Here is a 20,693-nt window from a genome sequence, read left to right as displayed (position 1 = left end):
TCGCGGCTTAGCGCGCGGGATAGCGCTTCTTCAGCTCGTCGAGCTGCGCATCCTTGTCCAGCCACAGCTGGTTGACCCATTGCTGGAACTGCAAGCGGTAGGCTTCGTCCTGATCATAGTTGCCGCCAATAAATTCCTTGGGAATCTGCAGCTGATCGAAACGCACGACTACCTGATCAATCCGTCCGCACAGCAGGTCCCAGAAACCGGGGTTGCCTTGTGGGTAATGGATGGTGACATTGACCAGGCTATGCAATTGCTCCCCCATGGCGTCCAGCACAAAGGCAATACCGCCGGCCTTGGGTTTGAGCAGGTGCTTGAACGGTGACTGCTGCTGCGCGTGCTTAGCCGGCGACAGACGCGTGCCTTCGAGGAAATTGAACACCGACACCGGGTTGGTCTTGTAGCGCTCGCAGGCCTTGCGCGTGGTGGCCAGGTCCTGGCCGCGTTTTTCCGGGTGCTTGGCTAGGTATTCCTTGCTGAAGCGCTTCATGAATGGAAATTCCAGCGCCCACCAGCACAAGCCAATCACCGGTACCCAGATCAGCTCTTGTTTGAGGAAAAACTTGAGAAACGGAACACGCCGATTGAGCTGGTATTGCAGCACCAGAATATCCACCCAGCTCTGGTGGTTGCTGGTCACTAAGTATGAGTGCTGTTTATCGAAACCACTCAGCCCGGCCACATCCCAATGCGTACGGCCGACCAGGTTCATCCAGAACTTGTTGATGGAAATCCAGGCTTCGGCACTCGCGTGCATCATAAAGCGCAGGATGCGGTGTACCTCAGGTATGGGTACTAGCAGTTTCACCAGTGCCAGGATAAACAGCGGCCAACACCAGAACAGGGTATTGAGTGCCAACATCAGGCCGGCAAGCAGGCCGCGCAGTGGAGCAGGCAGGAAATGCAGCATTGGGGCAGGTGCCTCCAGAAAATGGGGCCAGGCTGGTTGCGGGCCACTGCTGTGGCGCTCAAGCGGCTTGATCCCCGACTTATCTACGCCTGCGGTTTTGCACCGCAGATCGGTCGGCGCACAGGTTAACGTCTGTGCACCGAACTGCAACCCCTCGAAATATGGGTTATCGCAGCGATTCGCGGATGTTTAGCACTTTTGCCTGGCCAGGGCCGCCGCTTAGCAGCCCTGGCTGCGCATCACTGCGGCAGGTTGGCGGCCTGGATTGCGGTCAGGGCGATGGTGAAGACGATATCGTCGACCAGTGCGCCGCGAGACAGGTCGTTCACCGGCTTGCGCAGACCCTGCAACATCGGGCCGACGCTGACGCAATCGGCGCTGCGTTGTACCGCCTTGTAGGTGGTGTTGCCGGTGTTCAGGTCGGGGAAGATAAACACCGTAGCGCGGCCGGCGACCGGGCTGCCAGGGGCCTTCTGCCGACCGACGCTTTCAATCGCCGCCGCGTCGTATTGCAGCGGGCCGTCGAGCAGCAGTTGTGGGTTGATGGCCTTCGCCAGGCGAGTGGCCTCACGGACTTTTTCTACTTCTTCGCCGCTGCCGGAATCGCCAGTTGAGTAGCTGAGCATCGCCACCCGAGGAATGATACCGAAAGCGCTGGCCGAGGCCGCGCTTTGCAGGGCGATTTCCGCCAGCTCCACCGCTGTCGGGTCAGGGTTTACCGCGCAATCACCGTAGACCAGTACCTGGTCGGGTAGCAGCATAAAGAACACCGACGACACCAGCTTATAGCCCGGTGCAGTCTTGATCAGCTGCAGGGCGGGGCGAATGGTGTTGGCGGTGGTGTTGATCGCCCCGGAAACCAGGCCGTCGACCTCATCCAGGGCGAGCATCATGGTGCCCAGCACCACGGTGTCCTCCAGTTGCGCGGCGGCCATCGGCGCGTTCAGCCCTTTGCCCTTGCGCAACTCGACCATGGGCTCGACATAGCGCTCGCGAATCAGATCCGGGTCGAGGATTTCCAGCCCTTCCGGCAGCTCGATGCCATGGGCGCGGGCTACGGCGTGGACGTCATCCGGTTTGGCCAGCAATACGCAGCGGGCGATGCCGCGCGCCTGGCAGATGGCCGCAGCCTGCACGGTGCGTGGCTCACTGCCTTCCGGCAAGACGATGCGCTTGTTGGCTGCCTTGGCGCGTTGTACCAGCTGATAGCGAAACGCCGGCGGCGACATGCGCAGCTCGCGTGGCGTGCCGCAGCGGGCGAATAGCCATTCATGGTCGATATGGCTGGCGACGAAGTCGGCGACTTTTTCCGCGCGCTCCTTGTCATCGACCGGGATTTCCTTGTTCAACCGGTTGAGGTTGGTCGCGGTGTCGTAGGAGCCGGTGCTCACCGTCATTACGGGTAAACCGCCCTGCAGCGCGCCGCGGCATAGTTCCATGATGCGTGGGTCAGGCGCAAAGTCGCTGCACAGCAGCAAACCGGCCAGCGGCATGCCGTTCATCGCAGCCAGACTGGCTGCGAGGATGATGTCGTCGCGGTCCCCTGGCGTCACCACCAAGGTGCCAGGCTTGAGCAGTTGCACGGTGTTGGCCACCGCGCGGGCGCAGAGCACGATCTTCAGCATGCGCCGCTGCTCGTAATCGCCGGCATTCAGCACCCGCGCGCCGAGCAGGTCGGCGATGTCGCGGGTACGCGGGGCGTTCAGTTCTTCCTGCCATGGGATGCAGCCGAGCAGGCGGAAGTCATCGCCCTTGAGCAGTGGCGAGAGTTCTTTCAGGCGATTGGCGAAGGCTTCGATACCATCGTCACTGCGTACCTTGTTGAGGATCACCCCGAGCACTTTCTCGTCTTTTGGCCCGCCAAACAGTTGGGCCTGAATTTCCACTCGGTCGCTCAATTCGCTGAGGCTTTCCTGTTCCGGCGCTGAGACCAGAATCACCTCGGCATCCAGGCTTTTGGCCAGGTGGAAATTGACCCGCGCGGCGTAGCTGGCCTGGCGCGTCGGCACCATGCCTTCGACGATCACCACGTCTTTATCTGCAGCGGCCTGCTGATAGAGGCTGATGATTTCTTCCAGCAGTTCATCCAGCTGGCCGTCACCGAGCATGCGCTCGACATGCGCCAGGGCCAGCGGTTTTGGCGAGTGCAGGCCATGAGTGCGGGCGATCAGCTCGCTGGATCGCTCGGGGCCCATGTCGCCCTGATGCGGTTGGGCGATAGGTTTGAAGAAGCCGACCTTGAGGCCGGCACGCTCCAGGGCGCCGACCAGACCCAGGCTGATCGAGGTCAGGCCGACACCGAAACCGGTGGGGGCAATAAAGAAAGTGTGCATTCGCGCTCCGTAGTAGTCAGGTGACGATCAGGCTTCGAGTAGCGCCAGGGTGTCGAGGGCAATCTGTCGTTCTTCATTGGTCGGTACGACCATCACGCGCGGGTGGCCGGGCGCCTGGATCGGTCCGGCCGCGCCGCGCACGGTGCGAGCGTTGGCCTGCTCATTGAGGGCCAGGTTGAGCAATTTCAGGTGGGCGATTGTCCTGCTGCGGATCAGCGCCGAGTTCTCGCCGATGCCGCCGGTAAAGACCAGGCCGTCGAGTTGTGGCAGGGCGCAGCTCATGGCTGCCAGGGATTTGGCCAGGCGGTAGCAGAACACCTCGATGGCCAGGGTGGCGCCGGCATGGCCCTGCACGCGGGCTTGCTCCAGGGTGCGCATGTCGTTGGATAAACCAGACAGGCCCTGCAGGCCGCTGTCTTTATTGAGCATCGCTTCGATCTGCTCCAGGCTCCAGCCCAGGGTGCGCGCCAGGTGGCTGTGCAGGTTGGGGTCGACATCGCCGCTGCGGGTGCCCATCACTACGCCTTCCAGCGGCGTCAGGCCCATGCTGGTGTCGCGGCTTTGCCCATCGACGATGGCGCAGGTCGAGCAGCCATTGCCCAGGTGTGCCACCAGCCAGCTGCTGGCATTGACCGGCAGCCCGGCCATTTCTGCGGCGCGCTGGCTGACAAAACGGTGGCTGGTACCGTGGAAGCCGTAGCGGCGTACGCCGTGTTCGCGGTACAGGTGCTCGGGCAGGGCGTAGCGGTAGGCGTGTTCGGGCAGAGTCTGGTGAAAGGCCGTGTCGAACACTGCAACCTGAGTCAGGTCGGGGAACAGCTTGATCGCCGCTTCGATGCCCAGCAGGTTGGCCGGGTTATGCAGCGGTGCCAGCGGCGCGGTGGCGCGAATCGCCGCAAGGCTCAGCGCATCCAATCGACAGGCAGCAGTGAAATGCTCGCCGCCATGCACCACGCGGTGGCCGATTCCGTGCAGTTGGCCGCCAGCGGCGGCCTGCACCAGGGGCAATACCTGGGCGAGGGCGGCACGGTGATCGGCATGGGGCAGGATCAGGCTGTCTTTACTATCGCCTTGTTGCCAGTGGACTTGTGCATCCGGGCTGCCCAGGCGCTCGGCCAGGCCGCTGAGAATAAAGGCATCTTGGTCTTCGTTGATCAGGGCAAACTTGATCGATGAGCTGCCGCAGTTGATCACCAGAATATTGCGTGCGGGCATTTACCGCTCCTTGTTCAAATCGTGGTTCAGGCGTTCTGTCGTCGCCTCGCTTGCGCTATTTTCAGCCGCGCACCAGCCGCAGAGGAAAGGTCCTCCCACGTGCGCCTGGCGTTGATGAGCATCCAGCACCCACGCGCGATTCTGCCAGGGCGGCTGGTGGCGCAGGTGCTGAGTATGGCCGCAGGACAATACTGCCACCCAATGGCCGTGCTCATCCTGACGAAAATCAAGCACACGCACTGAGGCCGCGCGTGGCCGTCCGTCTGTGTCCGGTTCGCTTTCGCGCGTGCCCTTGGGTAAACTTGCCCGCTCTTTATTTCCAAGCAAAAGGTCTCGCCCCATGCTGATCGCCGCCAATAAGGCCGTCTCCATCGACTATACCCTGACTAACGATGCCGGTGAGGTGATCGACAGTTCCGCAGGCGGCGCGCCGCTGGCTTATCTGCACGGTGCCGGCAACATCATCGGTGGCCTGGAAAAAGCCCTGCTGGGCAAGCAAGCTGGCGATGAGCTGGACGTGGCCGTTGAGCCGGAAGACGCTTACGGCGAATACAGCGCCGAGCTGGTAGCCACCCTCAATCGCTCGATGTTTGAAGGCGTTGATGAGCTGGAAGTCGGCATGCAGTTCCACGCCTCCGGCCCGGACGGCGGCATGCAGATCGTTACTATCCGTGAGCTGGAAGGCGACGACGTGATCGTTGACGGCAACCACCCACTGGCTGGCCAGCGCCTGCACTTCAAGGTCAAGGTTGTCAGCGTGCGTGATGCCAGCGAAGAAGAAGTTGCGCATGGCCATATCCATGGCGAAGGCGGTCATCATCATTGATGGTTTAGCCCTATGTGGTCGCCACGAGTCGACTTATGGTCGTATCAACCGTTGGCTTGACTGCTAAGCTGCAACAGAAGAAAGGCGCCTTCAGATAGGCGCCTTTTTTATGAGCCACCATCCTTGGCGGCTCACCCTGCGGGCCGTCGCGGTGCGACGTTAAAAATGGCTCCCGGCCATTTTTTGTCCGCTACACGTAACCTGTGTGTTCTCAAGGAGTTAGACCATGAGTGCCTTTCACGACCTCAACCTGCGTGCACTGGATGGCCAAGAGCTGCCGCTGGCACCCTTCAAGGGGCAGGTGGTGTTGGTGGTCAATGTGGCTTCCAAATGTGGCCTGACGCCACAGTACGCGGGCCTGGAAAAGCTCTATCAGCAATACAAAGGACAGGGCTTCAGCGTGCTCGGGCTGCCGTGCAATCAGTTTGCCGAGCAGGAGCCCGACAGCGAGGACGCCATTCGTACGTTCTGCAGTCTCAACTACGGCGTGACCTTCCCGTTGGGCAGCAAACTTGAAGTGAATGGGCCGGACCGCCATCCGCTGTATCGTCTGCTGGCAGGCGAGGGCGCCGAGTTTCCAGGTGATATCACCTGGAATTTTGAGAAGTTCCTCGTCGGTCACGATGGCCGTGTGCTGGCGCGCTTCTCGCCGCGCACCACGCCAGATGACCCGAGCCTGATCCAGGCGATCGAAAAGGCGCTGGGTTAAGGCCATTTGCGCCAAGGCTGCGGACTAAGCCGGTATACGGCTTGTTCGTGGCTGGGCATCGCGGCTTAATCGGGCAACCTGCTGAGGATGCCCCTGATGAGCCTGTTTCCCGCTGATACCGCCATTTCTCCCGCGACTCCCGCCGCACTGCGTGAGCTGATCGAAAGTCGCCGCGCGGTACGCCGCTTTACCGCCGAAGCGGTGCCTGATGAGGTGGTGCGTGATTGCCTAGAACTGGCGGTGCTCGCGCCCAACTCCTGCAACCTGCAGCCCTGGAGTTTCCAGGTGATTCGCGACCGGGCGTTGCTGGCCCGTTTGCACCCGGTGTGCATGAGTCAGAATGCGGCCAAGGCACCACTGATCATTGCCGTACTGGCGCGGCCGGACACCTGGAAGCAGGCTTGCCAGAACATCATCGACTACTGGCCGGAGCCGGAAGTACCGGCGCGGATTCGCAGCTTCTACAACAAGACCGCACCCTTTCAGTACAACCAGGGACCATTCGGTCTGTTTGGGCTGTTCAAACGTCAGCTGCTGCGGGTGGCAGCCTGGCGCAAACCGTTGATGCGCGCGCCCAACAGCCAGGCGCAGATGCGCATCTGGGCGGTGAAATCCACGGCGCTGGCGGCGCAGAACCTGATGCTGGCCTTCCAGAGCCATGGCTATGCCACCTGCCCGATGGAAGGCTTCGATGAAGTGCGCCTGCGCAAGACGCTGAACATCCCGCGCCAGGCCTTGCCGATCATGCTGCTGGCGGTGGGCAAGCAGGACGAGAAGGGCGTGTATAACCCACGTCTGCGCTTTCCGTTGGAACAGCACGTGACGTGGCTATAGCCGTAGGTTGGGGCGGGGCGCTCAACGCCAACCTAGGTCGGCGTTGGCGTGGCCAGTGCTAGAGAACGCCGGCTTTTTTCCAGGCTAGATAACTGCTCACCAGCTGCGGTCCCAGTTCGCTCGGCCGCGCATCCAGCACCGGCACCTTGTGGGCAATCAGGCGTTCGTGCAGGCCAGCGCGGGCATTCAGGTAGTCAAGTGTGCCGCAGTAATCCAGAGCGCTGGAGAGGTCCTGCACCGGGGTGTGGCGCAGGGTGTCCAGCACTTCCTCACGCAGGCTGGCGACCAGCACGCGGTGTTGGCGGCTTAGGCGTTTGACCGCACCGAGCAGCGCCTGATCATCCTCATCACGCAGATTGGTCACCAATACCACCAAGGCGCGGCGGCGTTGGCGGCTGAGCAGGTTTTCCACTGCGGCGGTGAAATCTGCGGGTTGCTGGGTGCTGCGCAGGTCGTACAGGGCGTTTAGCAGCACATTTAGCTGCGCCTGGCCTTTTACCGGAGTAAGGAAGCGGTTCTGCTCACCGGCAAAGGTCGATAGGCCGACCGCATCGCCCTGGCGCAGTGCCACGTAGCTCAGCAGCAGGCAAGCGTTGAGGGCGTGATCGAAGTGCGACAGCTCGCCGTCCTGGCTGCGCATGCGTCGGCCGCAGTCGAGCAGGAAGACAATCTGCTGGTCGCGCTCGTCCTGATACTCGCGGGCAATCGGTGTGCGTTTGCGTGCGGTGGCTTTCCAGTCGATCTGCCGCAGGGTGTCGCCGTCGCGAAACTCGCGCAGCTGGTGAAATTCCTGCCCCAGGCCGCGGCGTTGCTGTTGGCGTACGCCCAGCTGGCTGAGCCAGTCATCCACCGCCATCAGTTGCGCGCCGTAAAGCCGGGCGAAATCTGGGTAGACGCGGGTTTCACCAGCCACGGGCAGATAACGCCGGGCTCGCCACAGGCCCATGGGGCTGGGCAGGCTGACTTCGCACTGCGGGAAATGAAAATGCCCGCGTAGCAGTGGGCGCACGCGGTAGCTGACCTGAGTCTGTTCGCCGGGGTGCAGATCGACCTTGAGCGGCAGGTGCTCGAAGGCCATATCGCCGGGCAGATGGTCGAATACCTCCACTTCTAGCGCACGGGTGTAGCGGTGGTGCAGATTCAGCCGTACTTCGCTCCAGCGCCCCAGCGGCAGGTTACCGGGTAGCTGGCGTTCGATGCGCGGCGAAGGCACTTGACGCAGCAGCAGGGCGTCGATCAGCGTCAGGCCGAGCAGCACCAGCAGCAGGCCCCAGTAAATCGGGGTGAAGCTGCGCGGCACGGCAACGCCCAGGGCGCTGCAGATACCCAGGGCAATGCCGAGCACGAACAGACCTGCGAGCAGCGCCAGCAGCGCGCGTGAGGGTTTCATGCGAGAGTGCCTTTCAATGCGGGCTTTTGCCAAGTGCGGGTCATAGGCGCGGTGCCGGAACCTGGTCGAGCAGCTGTTGCAGCACTTGATCCACCGACAGGCCTTCGATATCCAGCTCTGGCGACAGCCGCACGCGGTGGCGCAGTACGGCCAGGGCGCAGCCCTTGATGTCATCCGGCAGCACGAAGTCGCCACCGCGCAGCAGGGCGCGGGCCCGGCCGCAACGTACCAGGGCGATTGAGGCGCGCGGCCCGGCGCCGATGGCCAGGCCAGGCCAGGTGCGGGTGGCGCGGGCGATGCGCACGGCGTAGTCGAGCACCTGCTCATCAATCGGCAGGTCGCTGGCGATCTTCTGCAACGCCAGTACATCGCGGGCCTGCAGCAGGGTGCGCAGCGGGGTGACTTCGAGCATGTCGGCTTTGCTCGAGCGCGCCACCTGCCGAACCATGTTCAGCTCTTCGCTCTGCTCGGGGTAATCCATGCGCAGCTTGAGCATAAAGCGGTCGAGCTCGGCTTCCGGCAGCGGGTAGGTGCCTTCCTGCTCTATCGGGTTCTGCGTGGCCAGCACCATAAACGGCAACGGCACATTCAGCGCGCGGCCTTCCAGGGTTACCTGACGTTCCTGCATGACTTCCAGCAGCGCCGCCTGGGTCTTGGCCGGGGCGCGGTTGATTTCATCCGCCAGCAGCAGGTTGGTGAATACCGGGCCCTTGCGCAGCTTGAACTGCTCGCTCTGCAGGTCATACACGGCGTGGCCGGTGACGTCGCTGGGCATCAGATCCGGGGTGAACTGGATGCGCGCGAACTCGCCGCCAAAGCAGCGTGCCAGGGCACGCACCAGCAGGGTCTTGCCAAGGCCGGGAACGCCTTCGACCAGCACATGGCCGCCAGCGATCAGGGCGCTGAGCACATCATCAATCACCGCCGTTTGGCCGATCAGAGCTTTCTGCAACTCCGCACGCAGCGCCTGAGCCAACTGGCTGGCGCGCTGGCGCTGCGCATTCGGGTTGGCAGCTGCAGCTGCAGCTGCCGGGGCAGATGGTGCTGGGGCCGGTGCAGGCGTTTCGGTGGCCGCAGCTTCTACAGTTTCAGCGGCGACAGGGGCTGACTCGATCTCGCTGTCCGGCTGTTCGGGTGTGTGTTCGCTCGTCATAGGGCATTCCTGAGGGTTTGCAGGTTGGCGACCTGGCGGGTGAAGTCGGCGGCGGCCAGGCGCTGCTTGGGCAACGGCCGCATGGCTTGGCTGATAACGCTAGAAGGCTGGCGGGTCAGGCGGCTCAGCACCTGCCACTGCTCGGCCACCGCGAGGCGTTCGAAACCGGGGTGACGATGCCGCGCGCGGCGCTGGATGTCTTGTTGCAAGCCTTGCAGCAGGCTGTGCTGACCGTTGTGGCGCAGGAGGAAGTCGGCACTGCCGCGCAGGTGCTCCTGTAATTGGCGGCGATTACGGCTGGCGGGCAAAAGCAGCGGGCCCTGGCGCATGCCCAGGTGCCACAGGCCGAATGCCAGCAGCAGCGCCAGAGCGACCAGCGCCTGCGGGAAGTGCTCAAGCAGCAGGCTGAACAGGTCATCGCGGTCCGCCCGGTAGAGCAGGGTGACCTGGCTGTCCTGGGTCATGTACCAGAGCAGCCAGGCGTTGTCGTATTCGCCGATGCCTTGGTTCTGCCAGATCCAGCTGTCGCTGACCACGCTGATCAGGCCATCGCCATGGTAGAGCTGCAGCAGATGGGTGGCGGCGTCGCTGTTGGCCCAGGCGTGGGCACGGTTTTCGGCATCGTAGAGGTGGAAGTCGGTGTCGAAGTTGAAGTAGGCCGGCGCCTCTTCGTTTTCCAGATACAGCTGGGTTAGTTCTGGGTAGGCATTGTCTGAGCCTGTGGCTGCATCTGTCGCAGCTTCCGCTTCAGCCTGCGGCTCAGCGTCGGCCGTGTCTTCAGTCGAGGCGTCTTCTTCCGCTGCTTCGCTGGCGTCCTCGTCAAGTTCTTCGCTCTCATATTGCTGGATGCCCAGGCTGTCGAGCAGCAGATCGCCGCTTTTGCCTTCTTCTTCATCCCACAGGCGCTCGGCGACAAACAGCAGGTGGCCGCCTTTGGCCGTCCAGGCCAGCAGGCGTTCTGCCTGCTTGGGCGTCATGCGGTTGCGGTCGCCGAGCAGCAGCAGGGTTTGTCCGGCGCTCGGCAGGTCCTTCATGACCTCCAGGCCATCGGCACGTTGTACCTGCAGGCCCTGTTTGCGCAGGAAATGCTCGGCAGCGAGATAAGGGTTGGCTCGGGCCTCGGGTGCGGGGCCGTGCTCGAGGGTCTCTTCATAGGGCGTGAGTTTGCCCAGCAAGTAGATGCCGAGCAGACCGACCACCAGCAATAGACCGGCACCGAGGAGGAACTGGAGACGCCGATTCATGCCTGCGCCTCCTGTTCGAACAGGAGGCGCCAGGCATTGCACAGGCCCTGTTTGAGTGCCGCGGGCGGCAGTCGATGGCCGTAGGCGAGGTTCTGCCAGTGGCGGGTCAGGGCCTGGCTGAAGTGGCTGAGGTCTTTTTGTTGCAGCGCCTGCACCAGTTGCAGCACTTCGGCTTCGGTGTGCGAGCTTTTCAGCGGCAGGCGCTGTTCGTGCAACATGCGGCTGAGCAGGGCGCGGTAAAGCAGGCCGAGGGCGGCGCGTGGCTGTTCATCCCAGAGTTTTTCGACTTCACCGGGGATATCCGCTGGCAGGCTTTGTGGCGCCACTTCCAGGCCAAATAGCTGTTCAGGTGGCTGATAGGTACGGGCTTGCGGCAAACGCAGGCGACCGGCAAAGGCGCTCAGCCAGTCGCGGTAGCGCCACAGCAGCCAGGCAATCAGGCTGAACAGCGCGGCCCACAGCAGCACTTCGAAGAACAGCGCCACTGCATCGACGCTTTTCCAGAACTCGGTGAGTTTGAAGAATTTTTCCAGCAGTTCGATCAGGGCCTTGGCGTCTTCCTCGCTCGGCTCCTTGGGCTCTTCGCCGAGGCGCCAACGGGTGACGGTTTCACGGTGCTCGAAGGGCGGCTGATCGAGCAGCTGGCCTATGCTTTTTTGCGCTTCGGCGCTGGTCAGCGGCTGCTTGAGCAGGCGGTCGGCTTCTGGCCCCATGGGGTCTTCAACCGGCAGCGGGCAGCTGCTTGCGGTTGCGGTTTGGGTATCGGAGGCCATGGCGCTGTTTGGCAGCTGCATCAACAGCAGGCCGCAGCCCAGCAGCAGGGCATAAGCCACGCCCGTCAGGCGCTGGCGTAGCTGGCGGAAGACCAGTTCGATGTCCCAGGCTTCCAGAGCGGTGCGGCGATTCAGGTAGAGGGTGAAGCCGCAGGCGACGTAGATCGGTTCCCAGAGGATCAGCAGCAGAACGTAGGTCAGGTTGGACAGATGTTCCAGCCATAGCCACTCGCCAGACGCCGCATTGATCAGGCTGTCCCAGGTCCAGTCCAGCTCCATCTGCGCCGGCAGCAGCATGTAGACGAAACTGATGATGCCGAACCACAGCGCCATTTCCAGGTGAACGCCGACGATGGTGAGCCAGCTGGCGCCACCGGCATCGCGTTGGCCGAGGACGATCAGGCGCTGGCTGCGCGCCTTGCCGGACAGGCCTTCCAGCTGCATCACCGGCAGGTCGAAGCTGCGTGTGGGGCTTAGCCGGCGCCAGGTCAGGCTGGCCAGCAGTTGCGGTTTGAGCAGACCGGGCAGGGCTTTTAGCGCCTGCCTGAGGCTTGGCGTAGCGCCGAACAGGGCATGCGAGAGGATATACAGAGGCAGGCGTTCGTAAGCCGGTTTCAGCCACCAGAAGATCAGTACGGCGATGCTCGGGTAATCCCACAGCAGCAGGCACAGCAGGGCGAAAATCGGCACGGTGACCAAGGCCCAACTGAGCATCAACAGGCCTGCATGCTGTTTGGCTAGTAACACGCCGAGGTCGACGGCTTCCCAGGCGCTACGAGGGCGGATGGCGACGCTGGCATCAGTCAGGCGCATGCGCACCTCGGCCAGCCAATAGCAGATAAGCCAGCACCAGCAGCCAAAGACCAGCGCCGACTGCATATTTGATCGCAGGGCTGGCCAGGTCCATGGATGACCAGTAGGCCTCGATAAACGCCGCCAGCAGCAGAAATACGATCACCCCGCCGACCAGCCGCACGCTGCTGCCGGCGGCTACGCGCAGCGCCTCGCCGCGTGGCAGTCGGCCGGGAACCAGCAGTGCCCAGCCGAGCTTCAGGCCGGCCGCGCCGGCCAGGGCAATGGCGGTGAGTTCGAAAGAACCGTGGCCGATGACGAACGACCAGAAGGTTTCACCGTAGCCAATTTGCGTCAGATGGCCGGCCACTGCGCCGATCATCAGGCCGTTGAACAGCAGGAAGAACAAGCTGCCCAGGCCAAACAGCAAGCCGCTGGCAAAGGTCTGAAAGGCGATGCCGATGTTGTTCATGATGTAGTAGCCGAACATCATCCAGTCATCGCCGGAGTCGCGTTCGCTGAAGCGGCCGATGCGCCTGGCGTCGGGGTCGTACATCTTTTCCATCTCGCCGACCTGGTCAGGTGCCATCACCCCGTAGACTAGGTCGGGGAAGTGATACACCAGCGTGCCCATCAGCAGCAGGCTGCCGAAGAACAGCAGGCTGGCGGCCACGACAAAACGCCACTCGGCGCGCACCAGGCGTGGAAATCCAGCCAGGATAAACCCGAGCAGTTGCGCCCCCAGTGGGCTGCGATGGCGATAAAACTGCTGATGGCCGCGCATGGCCAGCAGCTGCAACTGCTCGATCAGGTGGCTGCTGTAACCCCGGCTCTGGGCCAGGGCTAGGTGCTGGCACAGGCTGCGGTAGTTGGCGGCAAAGGCCTTGCATTGCTGGCTATCGGCCTTGCCGCGCTCAAGGGCTTCTAGCTGCGCATTAAAGGCCTGCCACTCGGCTTGGTGCTGGTGTTCAAACAGGCTCTGTTTCATGTCGGCCCCAACAAGCCACGGGCAATCCCGTGGATCTGCTGTTCGGCCTGCTCAGCAGGTACCTGCAAGGGCTCGGCAAGAATGCTTGCCAGCTCCTGACGCCGTGCACTGGATAGACTCTGCGCTCGCTCGGCAAAGCTGAGCAGGGCGCGTTGCTCACTCAGGCTCATGCTGAACGGTGCACGGATGGGCTCGGCTTGCGGCAGCTCTGGGGCGGCCGGGGCGTTATCGCGATACACCACCAGGGTGCCGGCGGCGATATCGCCCAGGCGCTTGAACGCCGGGTGATTCAGGCAGCTGAGAATACCCAAGGTGTAGCCAAAGGGCAGAATGTCGACAAAACGTAGCAGGTTGCGCGTGAGCGAGGCGGCCCAGCCAATTGGCGTGCCGTCATCATGAATCACCCGCAGCCCCATCATCTGCTTGCCCGGCGAGCGGCCCTGGTTGAGCACCTCAAATAGCACCATGTACCACCAGGTCACCAGAAACAGCAGGATGGTGCCCAGGCCCATACCGAACTGGCCGAGCAACGCCAGCACGGCAAACAATGCACCGAGCAGCGCACCGCGAATCAGCAGATCAATGCTGAATGCCAGCGCGCGCGGCACTACCCCGGCTGGGCGCAGGATCAGGTCAATGCCTTCCGGTGTTTCCACCTTATAGCGGGTATCCAGCAGCGGGCGAGCGGCGACTGAAGCAGGGGTTGGCGTGGACGACATTGGCAGACTGCGTCGAGGAAAGCCCGATGCTAGCCAGCAGCAGGCAGGGAAGCAACCGGCTCAGTGATCTGAACCGGCGCAGCGGAGTTATTTAGTCAGGATTATTGCGGCGCGGGCAGTACACCGAAGATGGTGCGATAGAGCACGCCCATGGCGATGACAAACAGCGGAATGGTCCAGACCAGACCAATACCGAGCGGAATAGCGCTTATAAGCGTGATCAGGCCCAGCAGCAGGAACAAGCCGAACACCTTGAACCAGTGCTGGGTAATCGCCTTGCGCGAGGCTTCCAGGGCTTGCCACGGCGTCAGGCCGCGCTCCACCACCAGCGGAATGGCCAGCATATAAGCGATGGCCAGGTACAGGCCGGGAATGATCAACAGGAACATGCCGAGGTAGATCAGCAGCATGCTGATAATCGCGGTGATCACTAGCGGCACGGTGCGGCCGAAGTGACTGAAAATGTCATTGAAGCTGATCGGTTGGTCGGCGGCGCGACGGATACCGATCATATTGATCCCAGCCATAAAGGGATAAGCCAGGGCCGAAGCCAGAATGCCGATGACCAGTTCGGCCACGACCGCGAGCATTGGGCTGTCGCTGACCACGCCCAGCAGGCCGAAGAATCCGCCAATCAGGAAGGATGCAGTCAGCAGCACGGCGTAGAACACCAAAAAACCACCGATGATGATGCCCTTGGTGCCTTTTACCCGTTGCCAGGCTTCGCTGAGCAGGTCACTGATGGTGAAATCGTAGCCACGGCTCAGGGCTTCTTCGATGCTGGGTACCTGGCTGTCGCGTGGTGCTTCCTGCAGCGCGCTGGCAGGAGCGGCGTAGGGATTGCTGGGGTTGATCTCACTCATGGGGCGTCCTTGTACAGAGTGGTTAATCGGGCTTCCCACTTTAGTCTCCGCCAGGGTGCCCCACAAGGCACACACACCACGTGCGGCGTGCGCTGGCGCAAGGTTCTGCGCTTGTCTGCGTGATGCTGGCGGAGTGGTAGACTGCCTGCGCCTCAGCATCAGGACATAACTGTGACTTCCAGCCTCTTTTGGTACGACTACGAAACCACCGGTATTGACCCTCGGCGCGACCGGCCGCTGCAGGTCGCGGGGATTCGCACCGATGAAGACCTCAATGAAATTGCTGAGCCGCTGAACATTTACTGCCAGCCCAGCGACGACATCTTGCCGCATCCGGCAGCTTGCCTGGTGACCGGAATTACCCCGAGCAAGCTGGCGCAGCATGGCCTGGATGAAGCCGAATTTATGAGCCGTGTGCATGCCGAGTTGTCGCAGCCGGGCACCTGCGGGGTGGGCTACAACAGCCTGCGTTTCGATGATGAGGTGACGCGTTACAGCCTATATCGCAACTTCTTCGATCCCTACGCTCGTGAATGGCAGGGCGGCAATAGCCGCTGGGATCTGATCGACCTGGTGCGTACGGCCTACGCATTGCGCCCGGAAGGCATCGTCTGGCCGGAAGAAGAGGGGCGGGTGACGCTCAAACTGGAGCGTCTGACTGCTGCCAACGGCATCGAGCATGGCCAGGCCCACGACGCGCTGTCCGATGTGCGAGCAACCATCGCCCTGGCGCGCTTGCTGCGCAATAAGCAGCGCAAGCTCTATGACTACCTGTATCAACTGCGCAGTAAACAGCGGGTACAGGATCAAATACGTCTGTTGCAGCCGTTGGTGCATATCTCGGGGCGCTATGCCGGTGCGCGGCATTACCTGGCGGTGGTCTTACCGTTGGCTTGGCATCCGCGTAATCGCAATGCGTTGATTGTTTGTGATCTGCAGGCCGATATCTCGCCGCTGCTCAATGAGTCAGCTGAAACATTACGCACGCGCCTGTACACCCGTCGCGATCAATTGGCCGACGGCGAGTTGCCGGTGCCGCTGAAGTTGCTGCATATCAATCGTTGTCCCGTTGTTGCTCCGATGAATGTATTGCGCGCCGAGGATATTCAGCGTCTGCAGCTCGATGTCTCGGCCTATCAGGCACAAGCCGAACAATTACGCATTAGTCCTGGGCAGTGGCAGGAAAAACTGGTGCAGGTGTATGCCGAAGAGCAGTTCGCCGCCAATCAAGACCCTGAGCAGCAGCTATATGAGGGCTTTATTGGCGATCGCGATCGCCGACTGTGTGAGCAGGTAAGGCGTGCCGAACCGCAGCGTTTGGCCGAGGCAGTTTGGCCATTTGATGATGGGCGTTTGCCGGAGCTGTTATTTCGATACCGCGCGCGAAACTTTACCGCGACGTTGAGTGTTGAGGAGCAACAACGTTGGCGAACATTCTGTCAGCAACGTCTGACGCAGCCCGAATACGGTGCCCCGAATACGCTTGAACAGTTCAACCAAGCACTTGCGGACGTTCTTCCAGAGAGTGATTCGGCACAACAAGCTATTTTGTTGGAGTGGCGCGATCATGCAGAACAGTTACGCCAGCGTTATGCCCTGTAGTTGATAGGGCCAAATGCTGTAGGCGTAACTGAAACAATGCCCATAAAAAACGCCAGCATTGCTGGCGTTTTTGCGTGAAGCTTTTGGCGCTTAAGCGGCAGGCTTAGCCCAGCAGGGTTGCCCAGCCTTCAACGACGTCACCGCCCCACTTGGCTTTCCACTCTTTCAGCGTCTTGTGGTTGCCGCCTTTGGTTTCGATTACTTCGCCGGTATTCGGGTTTTTGTACTGCTTAACTTTACGGGCGCGTTTGGTGCCAGTTGTTTTGGCGGCGCGGGTGATTTTGCTGCCTTTGGCTTCTGGGTCGAGCATGGCAATGATGTCGCGCAGCGATTTCTGGTATTCACCCATCAGTGCACGCAGTTTGCCTTCGAATTCCAGCTCTTTCTTCAGTTTGTCGTCTTGCGACAGATTTTTCAGGCGATCTTGCAGTTCTTTGATTGCTTCTTCGGTGGCGCGGTATTCGTTGATCAACGACATGATGGGTACCTGTATTCGGGATTGGCGATTAAGTGATAGCAATAGTAGTCAGGCACTTTTAACAAGTAAACCGCTTTATAGGTATTTTTTATGAATTGTATTGTTAAGTAACTGGGTGGCCGCTTGGCCTGTTGTATATAGCGAGTTATTAACTGTTTAGGCTGAAGTGCTGCACTATTTCGCCAGCGACAACTGTCCTGTCCTGTTGCATGCTCTGGCATGTGCTGTCTGAGTACTGCAGTTTTTCCACGTTGAGACTAGAATGGCCGACTTTATTTGAGCCCCGGAGCCGTTGATGCGTACTTTTCGATTGGTCATTGCCTGTCCTGATCGGGTTGGAATTGTGGCTAAGGTGAGTAACTTTCTGGCCACCTATAACGGCTGGATTACCGAAGCCAGTCATCATTCGGATAATCAGAGTGGTTGGTTTTTTATGCGCCACGAGATTCGTGCTGACTCGCTGCCATTTGATCTGGACGGTTTTCGCCAGGCTTTTGCACCGATTGCCCGTGAGTTTTCTATGGAGTGGCGGGTTACCGATTCGGCGGTTAAGAAACGTGTGGTGCTGATGGCCAGTCGCGAATCGCACTGCCTGGCCGATTTGCTGCACCGCTGGCACAGTGACGAATTAGATTGCGATATTCCATGCGTCATTTCCAACCACGATGACCTGCGCAGCATGGTGGAGTGGCATGACATTCCGTATTTCCATGTGCCAGTTAATTCGCAGGATAAACAACCGGCATTTGATGAGGTGGCGCGGCTGGTAAAAGCCCATGCCGCCGACGTAATTGTGCTGGCGCGCTATATGCAGATTTTGCCTGCGCCACTTTGCGCCGAGTTCTCCCAGCGCGTCATCAATATCCATCACAGCTTTCTGCCGTCGTTTGTTGGGGCCAAGCCATATCACCAGGCATCGCTGCGAGGGGTCAAACTGATTGGTGCGACCTCGCACTATGTAACCGAGGAGCTGGACGCCGGGCCGATCATTGAGCAGGACGTGGTGCGCGTCAGCCACCGCGATAGCATCGAAGAGATGGTGCGTCTGGGAAAAGATGTCGAAAAGATGGTGCTGTCACGTGGTCTACGCTATCACTTAGAAGACCGAGTGCTGGTGCACGACAATAAAACAGTGGTGTTCGACTGAGGTGTCAGTAGGGTTCGGTTCAGCGCAGACAGAGGATATTAATGATGCTCAAGTCAATCAAAGTGCGAGATTACATGACCCGCAATCTGGTGACTTTCCGGCCTGAAATGAACCTGTTCACCGCGATTAACCGCTTGCTTGAGCACCGTATCTCTGGCGCACCGGTAGTTGACGGGCAAGGGCATCTGGTGGGGTTGTTGTCGGAGGGCGATTGTTTGCGCGGCATCCTTTCTGGCGCTTACTACGAGTCGGCGGGCGGTGATGTCAGCGCCTATATGACCACCGAGGTGGAAGTGATTTCCCCCGAGGCGGATATCATCGAAATATCCGAGCGCTTTCTGCGCGGCCGGCGCCGGCGCTTGCCAGTAGTCGAAGACGGCCGTTTGATTGGCCAGGTCAGCCGCAGCGATGTGCTGCGTGCGGTCAAAGAGTTTGCCCAGCATGACGAAGGCCGTGTGGCGCTGAGTTGAAGGTTGGTAGCATGCATTGGAGGTGTTATGACTGATCCACTCGCGCGTGGCACATCCAGCGCGCCACCAGTGCTTGGTGAGGGTTGTACGCAGCGCTATGACCCTGAGGCTTTAAGTCCTGAGGACGGTAGCGAATTTGCCGATGCCGCCGAGTTATGGCGGCAGTTGCAGCAAGACGAACAGTCACCAACGAACCACGAAAAGCAGAAATAAAAACGGGGCGCTCACTGAGCGCCCGTTTGTTTTCCGCAGGGGTTAAATGCGGAAGCTGTCGACCAGTTGCTTCAGACGGCTGGCCTGTTGCTCCAGATCGCCGCAGGCACGCAAGGTGGCGTTGAGGTTTTCCACACCTTCTTGGTTGAGGGTGTTGATTTCGGTGATGTCGACGTTAAGCGATTCGATCACCGAGGTCTGCTCCTCGGTTGCGGTGGCCACCGACTGGTTCATGCCATCAATTTCACCGATGCGTTCGGTGACGCTGCTTAGGCGGGCGCCGGCTTGGTTAGCGATCTCCACGCTTTCTTCGCTGTAGCGTTGGCTTTCAGTCATGGTGGTGACCGATTCGCGGGAGCCGACTTGCAGCTCTTCGATCATCTTCTCGATTTCCTGCGCCGATTCCTGGGTGCGATGTGCCAGGTTGCGTACTTCATCGGCGACCACTGCGAAACCACGGCCGGCTTCACCTGCGCGCGCTGCCTCGATAGCGGCGTTGAGCGCCAGCAGGTTGGTTTGTTGGGAGATGCTTTTGATCACCTCAAGTATCTGCCCGATGTTCACCGTCTTACTGTTGAGGGTTTCGATATTGCCGCAGGATGCGCTGATTTTGCCGGACAGTTCGTTCATCGCTTTGATGGTTTGTTCCACCACTTGGCGGCCGTCTTCAGCCAGGTGGCGTGCATCGGAGGCTTGGTTCGATGCATCGGCAGCGTTACGCGCAATTTCCTGCGCGGCGGCGCCCAGCTCATTAATCGCAGCGGCCACACTGTTGGTTCGGCTGGCCTGCTCGTCGGAGTTGATCATCGACGAGTTAGAGGCGCCGACCACCAGTTTCGCCACTTCATTGACCTGGCTGGTGGCGGATGACACCTCGCGGATTGAACTGTGGATACGCTCAACAAACTGGTTGAAGGCACTGGCCAGGCGGCCAAATTCGTCGTTGGATTGAATGCTCAGGCGTCTGGTCAGGTCACCCTCGCCTTGGGCGATGTCTTCCATGGCTTTGCCCATGACATTCAACGGTTGCATCAGCACGCTGATCAGCATGCTCAGCAGCAACATGATCAACACCACCGCGATGATGGTGGCAACGATCGCCGAGGCGCGGAATTCGCTGAGCATTGAGTAGGCCTTGGCCTTATCAATGGACAGGCCGACATGCCAGTTAACCGAGGGCAGGCCCTTGACCGGAGCGAAGGTGAGAATGCGCGTCTCGCCATTGAGTTCCGCTTCGCTGAACTCGCCGCTGATGCGCGGGGTATCTTGCGGGTAGACCTCACTGATGTTCTTCATCACCAGGGACTTGTCCGGGTGCACGAGAATCTTGCCATCCGCGCTGATCAGAAAGGCATAACCCATGCCGGCAAAGTCCAGCGAGTTGATGATGTCGACCAAGGTGTTGAGGCTCAGGTCGCCGCCAACAACTCCTGCCGCTTTGGCGGGCGTGGCGATGGTGATGATCAGTTCGCTGGTGGCGGCGTCGACGTAGGGTTCGGTAAGGGTAGTGCCGCCTGCTGCCATCGCATCCTTGTACCAAGGGCGCTGACGCGGATCGTAGCCATCCGGCATGTCCTCGTCCGGGCGCATGGTGAAGCTGCCATCAGCGCTGCCCAAGTAGGTGAAGGCGAAGGTGGAGGCCAGTACCTTCTGCTCCAGCAGTCCGGTCAGAGCATCGCCGGAAGAGTCGCGGGCGACCGATTGAGCAACGTTTTCTACCAGCAGAATGCGCCCCGACAGCCAGTTGGAAATATTACTGGCGGTGACATTCCCCATCTCCTTTAGGTAGCTTTCCAAGTCATCACGGATCGCGTTGCGTTGCAGGTAATCGTTGTAAAGCGTGAACAGCGAGAATGCGGCGATCACCACCAGCGAGGCGGCGAGCAGAATCTTGTGGCTGAACTTCAGGTTGTTGGTCATGGCGTCTTGCGTCCGGTGAGTTCTGGCATCAGTCTTGGGCTGATGTTAGGCAGTGGCTATTGCAGGGCACGCTAACTATGTCGGCCTATTTGCAGTAAAGCTTTAACCATG

20 protein-coding genes are annotated in these 20,693 nt (G+C 60.6%); 7 read left to right on the top strand and 13 right to left on the bottom strand.

What is annotated here, in order from left to right; genetic code table 11:
* Positions 1 to 7: 7 nt before the first annotated feature.
* The 4 genes from HCI85_RS04365 to HCI85_RS04350 form a co-directional block, all read right to left on the bottom strand.
* Positions 8 to 913: an acyltransferase gene (locus HCI85_RS04365; protein ID WP_167142376.1), complete on the bottom strand. Its 906-nt coding sequence runs from the start codon at positions 911 to 913 to the stop codon at positions 8 to 10.
* 239 nt (positions 914 to 1,152) lie between these two features.
* Positions 1,153 to 3,246: a phosphate acetyltransferase gene (pta, locus tag HCI85_RS04360; RefSeq protein ID WP_167142373.1), complete on the bottom strand. Its 2,094-nt coding sequence runs from the start codon at positions 3,244 to 3,246 to the stop codon at positions 1,153 to 1,155.
* 27 nt (positions 3,247 to 3,273) lie between these two features.
* Positions 3,274 to 4,461 carry an acetate kinase gene (locus HCI85_RS04355; RefSeq protein WP_167142370.1) on the bottom strand — a complete coding sequence of 396 codons (1,188 nt, stop codon included), beginning with the start codon at positions 4,459 to 4,461 and terminating at the stop codon, positions 3,274 to 3,276.
* Complete coding sequence (locus HCI85_RS04350) at positions 4,462 to 4,833, bottom strand: DUF3565 domain-containing protein (protein ID WP_167142367.1); 372 nt, start codon at positions 4,831 to 4,833, stop codon at positions 4,462 to 4,464.
* Between HCI85_RS04350 and HCI85_RS04345 the strand changes: the two genes are divergently transcribed.
* The 3 genes from HCI85_RS04345 (at position 4,802) to HCI85_RS04335 (ending at position 6,830) form a co-directional block, all read left to right on the top strand.
* Positions 4,802 to 5,287 (top strand): FKBP-type peptidyl-prolyl cis-trans isomerase, encoded by a 486-nt coding sequence (locus HCI85_RS04345; RefSeq protein WP_090248959.1) that lies wholly within the window; start codon positions 4,802 to 4,804, stop codon positions 5,285 to 5,287. The two genes, HCI85_RS04350 and HCI85_RS04345, sit on opposite strands and share 32 nt — an antisense overlap.
* Before the next feature lie 226 nt (positions 5,288 to 5,513).
* Positions 5,514 to 5,996 (top strand): glutathione peroxidase, encoded by a 483-nt coding sequence (locus HCI85_RS04340; RefSeq protein WP_167142364.1) that lies wholly within the window; start codon positions 5,514 to 5,516, stop codon positions 5,994 to 5,996.
* 96 nt (positions 5,997 to 6,092) lie between these two features.
* On the top strand, positions 6,093 to 6,830 hold the full coding sequence (locus HCI85_RS04335) for a nitroreductase family protein (RefSeq protein WP_167142361.1): 738 nt from the start codon (positions 6,093 to 6,095) through the stop codon (positions 6,828 to 6,830).
* A gap of 58 nt (positions 6,831 to 6,888) precedes the next feature.
* On the opposite strand, the gene HCI85_RS04330 is transcribed toward HCI85_RS04335, so the two are convergent.
* From HCI85_RS04330 to HCI85_RS04300, 7 genes are all read right to left on the bottom strand, one after another.
* On the bottom strand, positions 6,889 to 8,220 hold the full coding sequence (locus HCI85_RS04330; protein WP_167142359.1) for a DUF58 domain-containing protein: 1,332 nt from the start codon (positions 8,218 to 8,220) through the stop codon (positions 6,889 to 6,891).
* Between the two features lie 40 nt (positions 8,221 to 8,260).
* Positions 8,261 to 9,373, bottom strand: a complete 1,113-nt coding sequence (locus tag HCI85_RS04325; protein WP_167142356.1) for an AAA family ATPase — start codon at positions 9,371 to 9,373, stop codon at positions 8,261 to 8,263.
* Positions 9,370 to 10,617 (bottom strand): DUF4350 domain-containing protein, encoded by a 1,248-nt coding sequence (locus HCI85_RS04320; protein WP_167142353.1) that lies wholly within the window; start codon positions 10,615 to 10,617, stop codon positions 9,370 to 9,372. Before HCI85_RS04320 ends, HCI85_RS04325 begins: the two co-directional genes overlap by 4 nt.
* Complete coding sequence (locus HCI85_RS04315; protein ID WP_167142350.1) at positions 10,614 to 12,203, bottom strand: DUF4129 domain-containing protein; 1,590 nt, start codon at positions 12,201 to 12,203, stop codon at positions 10,614 to 10,616. The genes HCI85_RS04320 and HCI85_RS04315 overlap by 4 nt, the downstream gene beginning before the upstream one ends.
* Complete coding sequence (locus HCI85_RS04310) at positions 12,190 to 13,170, bottom strand: stage II sporulation protein M (RefSeq protein WP_167142347.1); 981 nt, start codon at positions 13,168 to 13,170, stop codon at positions 12,190 to 12,192. The genes HCI85_RS04315 and HCI85_RS04310 overlap by 14 nt, the downstream gene beginning before the upstream one ends.
* Positions 13,167 to 13,889: an RDD family protein gene (locus HCI85_RS04305; RefSeq protein WP_167142345.1), complete on the bottom strand. Its 723-nt coding sequence runs from the start codon at positions 13,887 to 13,889 to the stop codon at positions 13,167 to 13,169. Before HCI85_RS04305 ends, HCI85_RS04310 begins: the two co-directional genes overlap by 4 nt.
* Before the next feature lie 101 nt (positions 13,890 to 13,990).
* Complete coding sequence (locus HCI85_RS04300; protein WP_167142342.1) at positions 13,991 to 14,752, bottom strand: hypothetical protein; 762 nt, start codon at positions 14,750 to 14,752, stop codon at positions 13,991 to 13,993.
* Between the two features lie 171 nt (positions 14,753 to 14,923).
* Here HCI85_RS04300 and sbcB point away from each other — a divergent pair, with 171 nt between their 5' ends.
* On the top strand, positions 14,924 to 16,354 hold the full coding sequence (sbcB, locus tag HCI85_RS04295; protein WP_167142339.1) for an exodeoxyribonuclease I: 1,431 nt from the start codon (positions 14,924 to 14,926) through the stop codon (positions 16,352 to 16,354).
* A 103-nt stretch (positions 16,355 to 16,457) separates the two neighbouring features.
* On the opposite strand, the gene mvaT is transcribed toward sbcB, so the two are convergent.
* Positions 16,458 to 16,832, bottom strand: a complete 375-nt coding sequence (mvaT, locus tag HCI85_RS04290; protein WP_090248939.1) for a histone-like nucleoid-structuring protein MvaT — start codon at positions 16,830 to 16,832, stop codon at positions 16,458 to 16,460.
* A 295-nt stretch (positions 16,833 to 17,127) separates the two neighbouring features.
* On the opposite strand from mvaT, the gene purU reads away from it, so the two are divergent.
* The 3 genes from purU to HCI85_RS04275 are packed head-to-tail and all read left to right on the top strand — an operon-like array spanning position 17,128 to position 18,662.
* Entirely contained in the window at positions 17,128 to 17,979 is an 852-nt protein-coding gene (gene purU / locus HCI85_RS04285; protein WP_090248938.1) for a formyltetrahydrofolate deformylase, read from the top strand.
* Positions 17,980 to 18,023: 44 nt separating this feature from the next.
* Positions 18,024 to 18,449 (top strand): CBS domain-containing protein, encoded by a 426-nt coding sequence (locus tag HCI85_RS04280; RefSeq protein WP_167142336.1) that lies wholly within the window; start codon positions 18,024 to 18,026, stop codon positions 18,447 to 18,449.
* Positions 18,450 to 18,476: 27 nt separating this feature from the next.
* Positions 18,477 to 18,662 (top strand): hypothetical protein, encoded by a 186-nt coding sequence (locus HCI85_RS04275; RefSeq protein WP_090248936.1) that lies wholly within the window; start codon positions 18,477 to 18,479, stop codon positions 18,660 to 18,662.
* A 42-nt stretch (positions 18,663 to 18,704) separates the two neighbouring features.
* On the opposite strand, the gene HCI85_RS04270 is transcribed toward HCI85_RS04275, so the two are convergent.
* Positions 18,705 to 20,582 (bottom strand): methyl-accepting chemotaxis protein, encoded by a 1,878-nt coding sequence (locus tag HCI85_RS04270; RefSeq protein ID WP_167142333.1) that lies wholly within the window; start codon positions 20,580 to 20,582, stop codon positions 18,705 to 18,707.
* Positions 20,583 to 20,693: the final 111 nt, after the last annotated feature.

Source organism: Pseudomonas sp. OTU750018 (assembly GCF_011636575.1).
In the GTDB taxonomy this organism is placed as follows: domain Bacteria; phylum Pseudomonadota; class Gammaproteobacteria; order Pseudomonadales; family Pseudomonadaceae; genus Aquipseudomonas; species Aquipseudomonas peli.
Note: the sequence above shows the minus strand (reverse complement) of the source record. Positions and strands in the feature narration are given on the sequence as shown.

What these genes read in the sequence shown, in the direction of transcription:
- HCI85_RS04365 (WP_167142376.1), bottom strand. Translation starts at nt 913, where the DNA reads ATGCTGCATTTCCTGCCTGCTCCACTGCGCGGCCTGCTTGCCGGCCTG.
- pta (WP_167142373.1), bottom strand. Translation starts at nt 3,246, where the DNA reads ATGCACACTTTCTTTATTGCCCCCACCGGTTTCGGTGTCGGCCTGACC.
- HCI85_RS04355 (WP_167142370.1), bottom strand. Translation starts at nt 4,461, where the DNA reads ATGCCCGCACGCAATATTCTGGTGATCAACTGCGGCAGCTCATCGATC.
- HCI85_RS04345 (WP_090248959.1), top strand. Translation starts at nt 4,802, where the DNA reads ATGCTGATCGCCGCCAATAAGGCCGTCTCCATCGACTATACCCTGACT.
- HCI85_RS04350 (WP_167142367.1), bottom strand. Translation starts at nt 4,833, where the DNA reads ATGGAGACGGCCTTATTGGCGGCGATCAGCATGGGGCGAGACCTTTTG.
- HCI85_RS04340 (WP_167142364.1), top strand. Translation starts at nt 5,514, where the DNA reads ATGAGTGCCTTTCACGACCTCAACCTGCGTGCACTGGATGGCCAAGAG.
- HCI85_RS04335 (WP_167142361.1), top strand. Translation starts at nt 6,093, where the DNA reads ATGAGCCTGTTTCCCGCTGATACCGCCATTTCTCCCGCGACTCCCGCC.
- HCI85_RS04330 (WP_167142359.1), bottom strand. Translation starts at nt 8,220, where the DNA reads ATGAAACCCTCACGCGCGCTGCTGGCGCTGCTCGCAGGTCTGTTCGTG.
- HCI85_RS04325 (WP_167142356.1), bottom strand. Translation starts at nt 9,373, where the DNA reads ATGACGAGCGAACACACACCCGAACAGCCGGACAGCGAGATCGAGTCA.
- HCI85_RS04320 (WP_167142353.1), bottom strand. Translation starts at nt 10,617, where the DNA reads ATGAATCGGCGTCTCCAGTTCCTCCTCGGTGCCGGTCTATTGCTGGTG.
- HCI85_RS04315 (WP_167142350.1), bottom strand. Translation starts at nt 12,203, where the DNA reads ATGCGCCTGACTGATGCCAGCGTCGCCATCCGCCCTCGTAGCGCCTGG.
- HCI85_RS04310 (WP_167142347.1), bottom strand. Translation starts at nt 13,170, where the DNA reads ATGAAACAGAGCCTGTTTGAACACCAGCACCAAGCCGAGTGGCAGGCC.
- HCI85_RS04305 (WP_167142345.1), bottom strand. Translation starts at nt 13,889, where the DNA reads ATGTCGTCCACGCCAACCCCTGCTTCAGTCGCCGCTCGCCCGCTGCTG.
- HCI85_RS04300 (WP_167142342.1), bottom strand. Translation starts at nt 14,752, where the DNA reads ATGAGTGAGATCAACCCCAGCAATCCCTACGCCGCTCCTGCCAGCGCG.
- mvaT (WP_090248939.1), bottom strand. Translation starts at nt 16,832, where the DNA reads ATGTCGTTGATCAACGAATACCGCGCCACCGAAGAAGCAATCAAAGAA.
- purU (WP_090248938.1), top strand. Translation starts at nt 17,128, where the DNA reads ATGCGTACTTTTCGATTGGTCATTGCCTGTCCTGATCGGGTTGGAATT.
- HCI85_RS04280 (WP_167142336.1), top strand. Translation starts at nt 18,024, where the DNA reads ATGCTCAAGTCAATCAAAGTGCGAGATTACATGACCCGCAATCTGGTG.
- HCI85_RS04275 (WP_090248936.1), top strand. Translation starts at nt 18,477, where the DNA reads ATGACTGATCCACTCGCGCGTGGCACATCCAGCGCGCCACCAGTGCTT.
- HCI85_RS04270 (WP_167142333.1), bottom strand. Translation starts at nt 20,582, where the DNA reads ATGACCAACAACCTGAAGTTCAGCCACAAGATTCTGCTCGCCGCCTCG.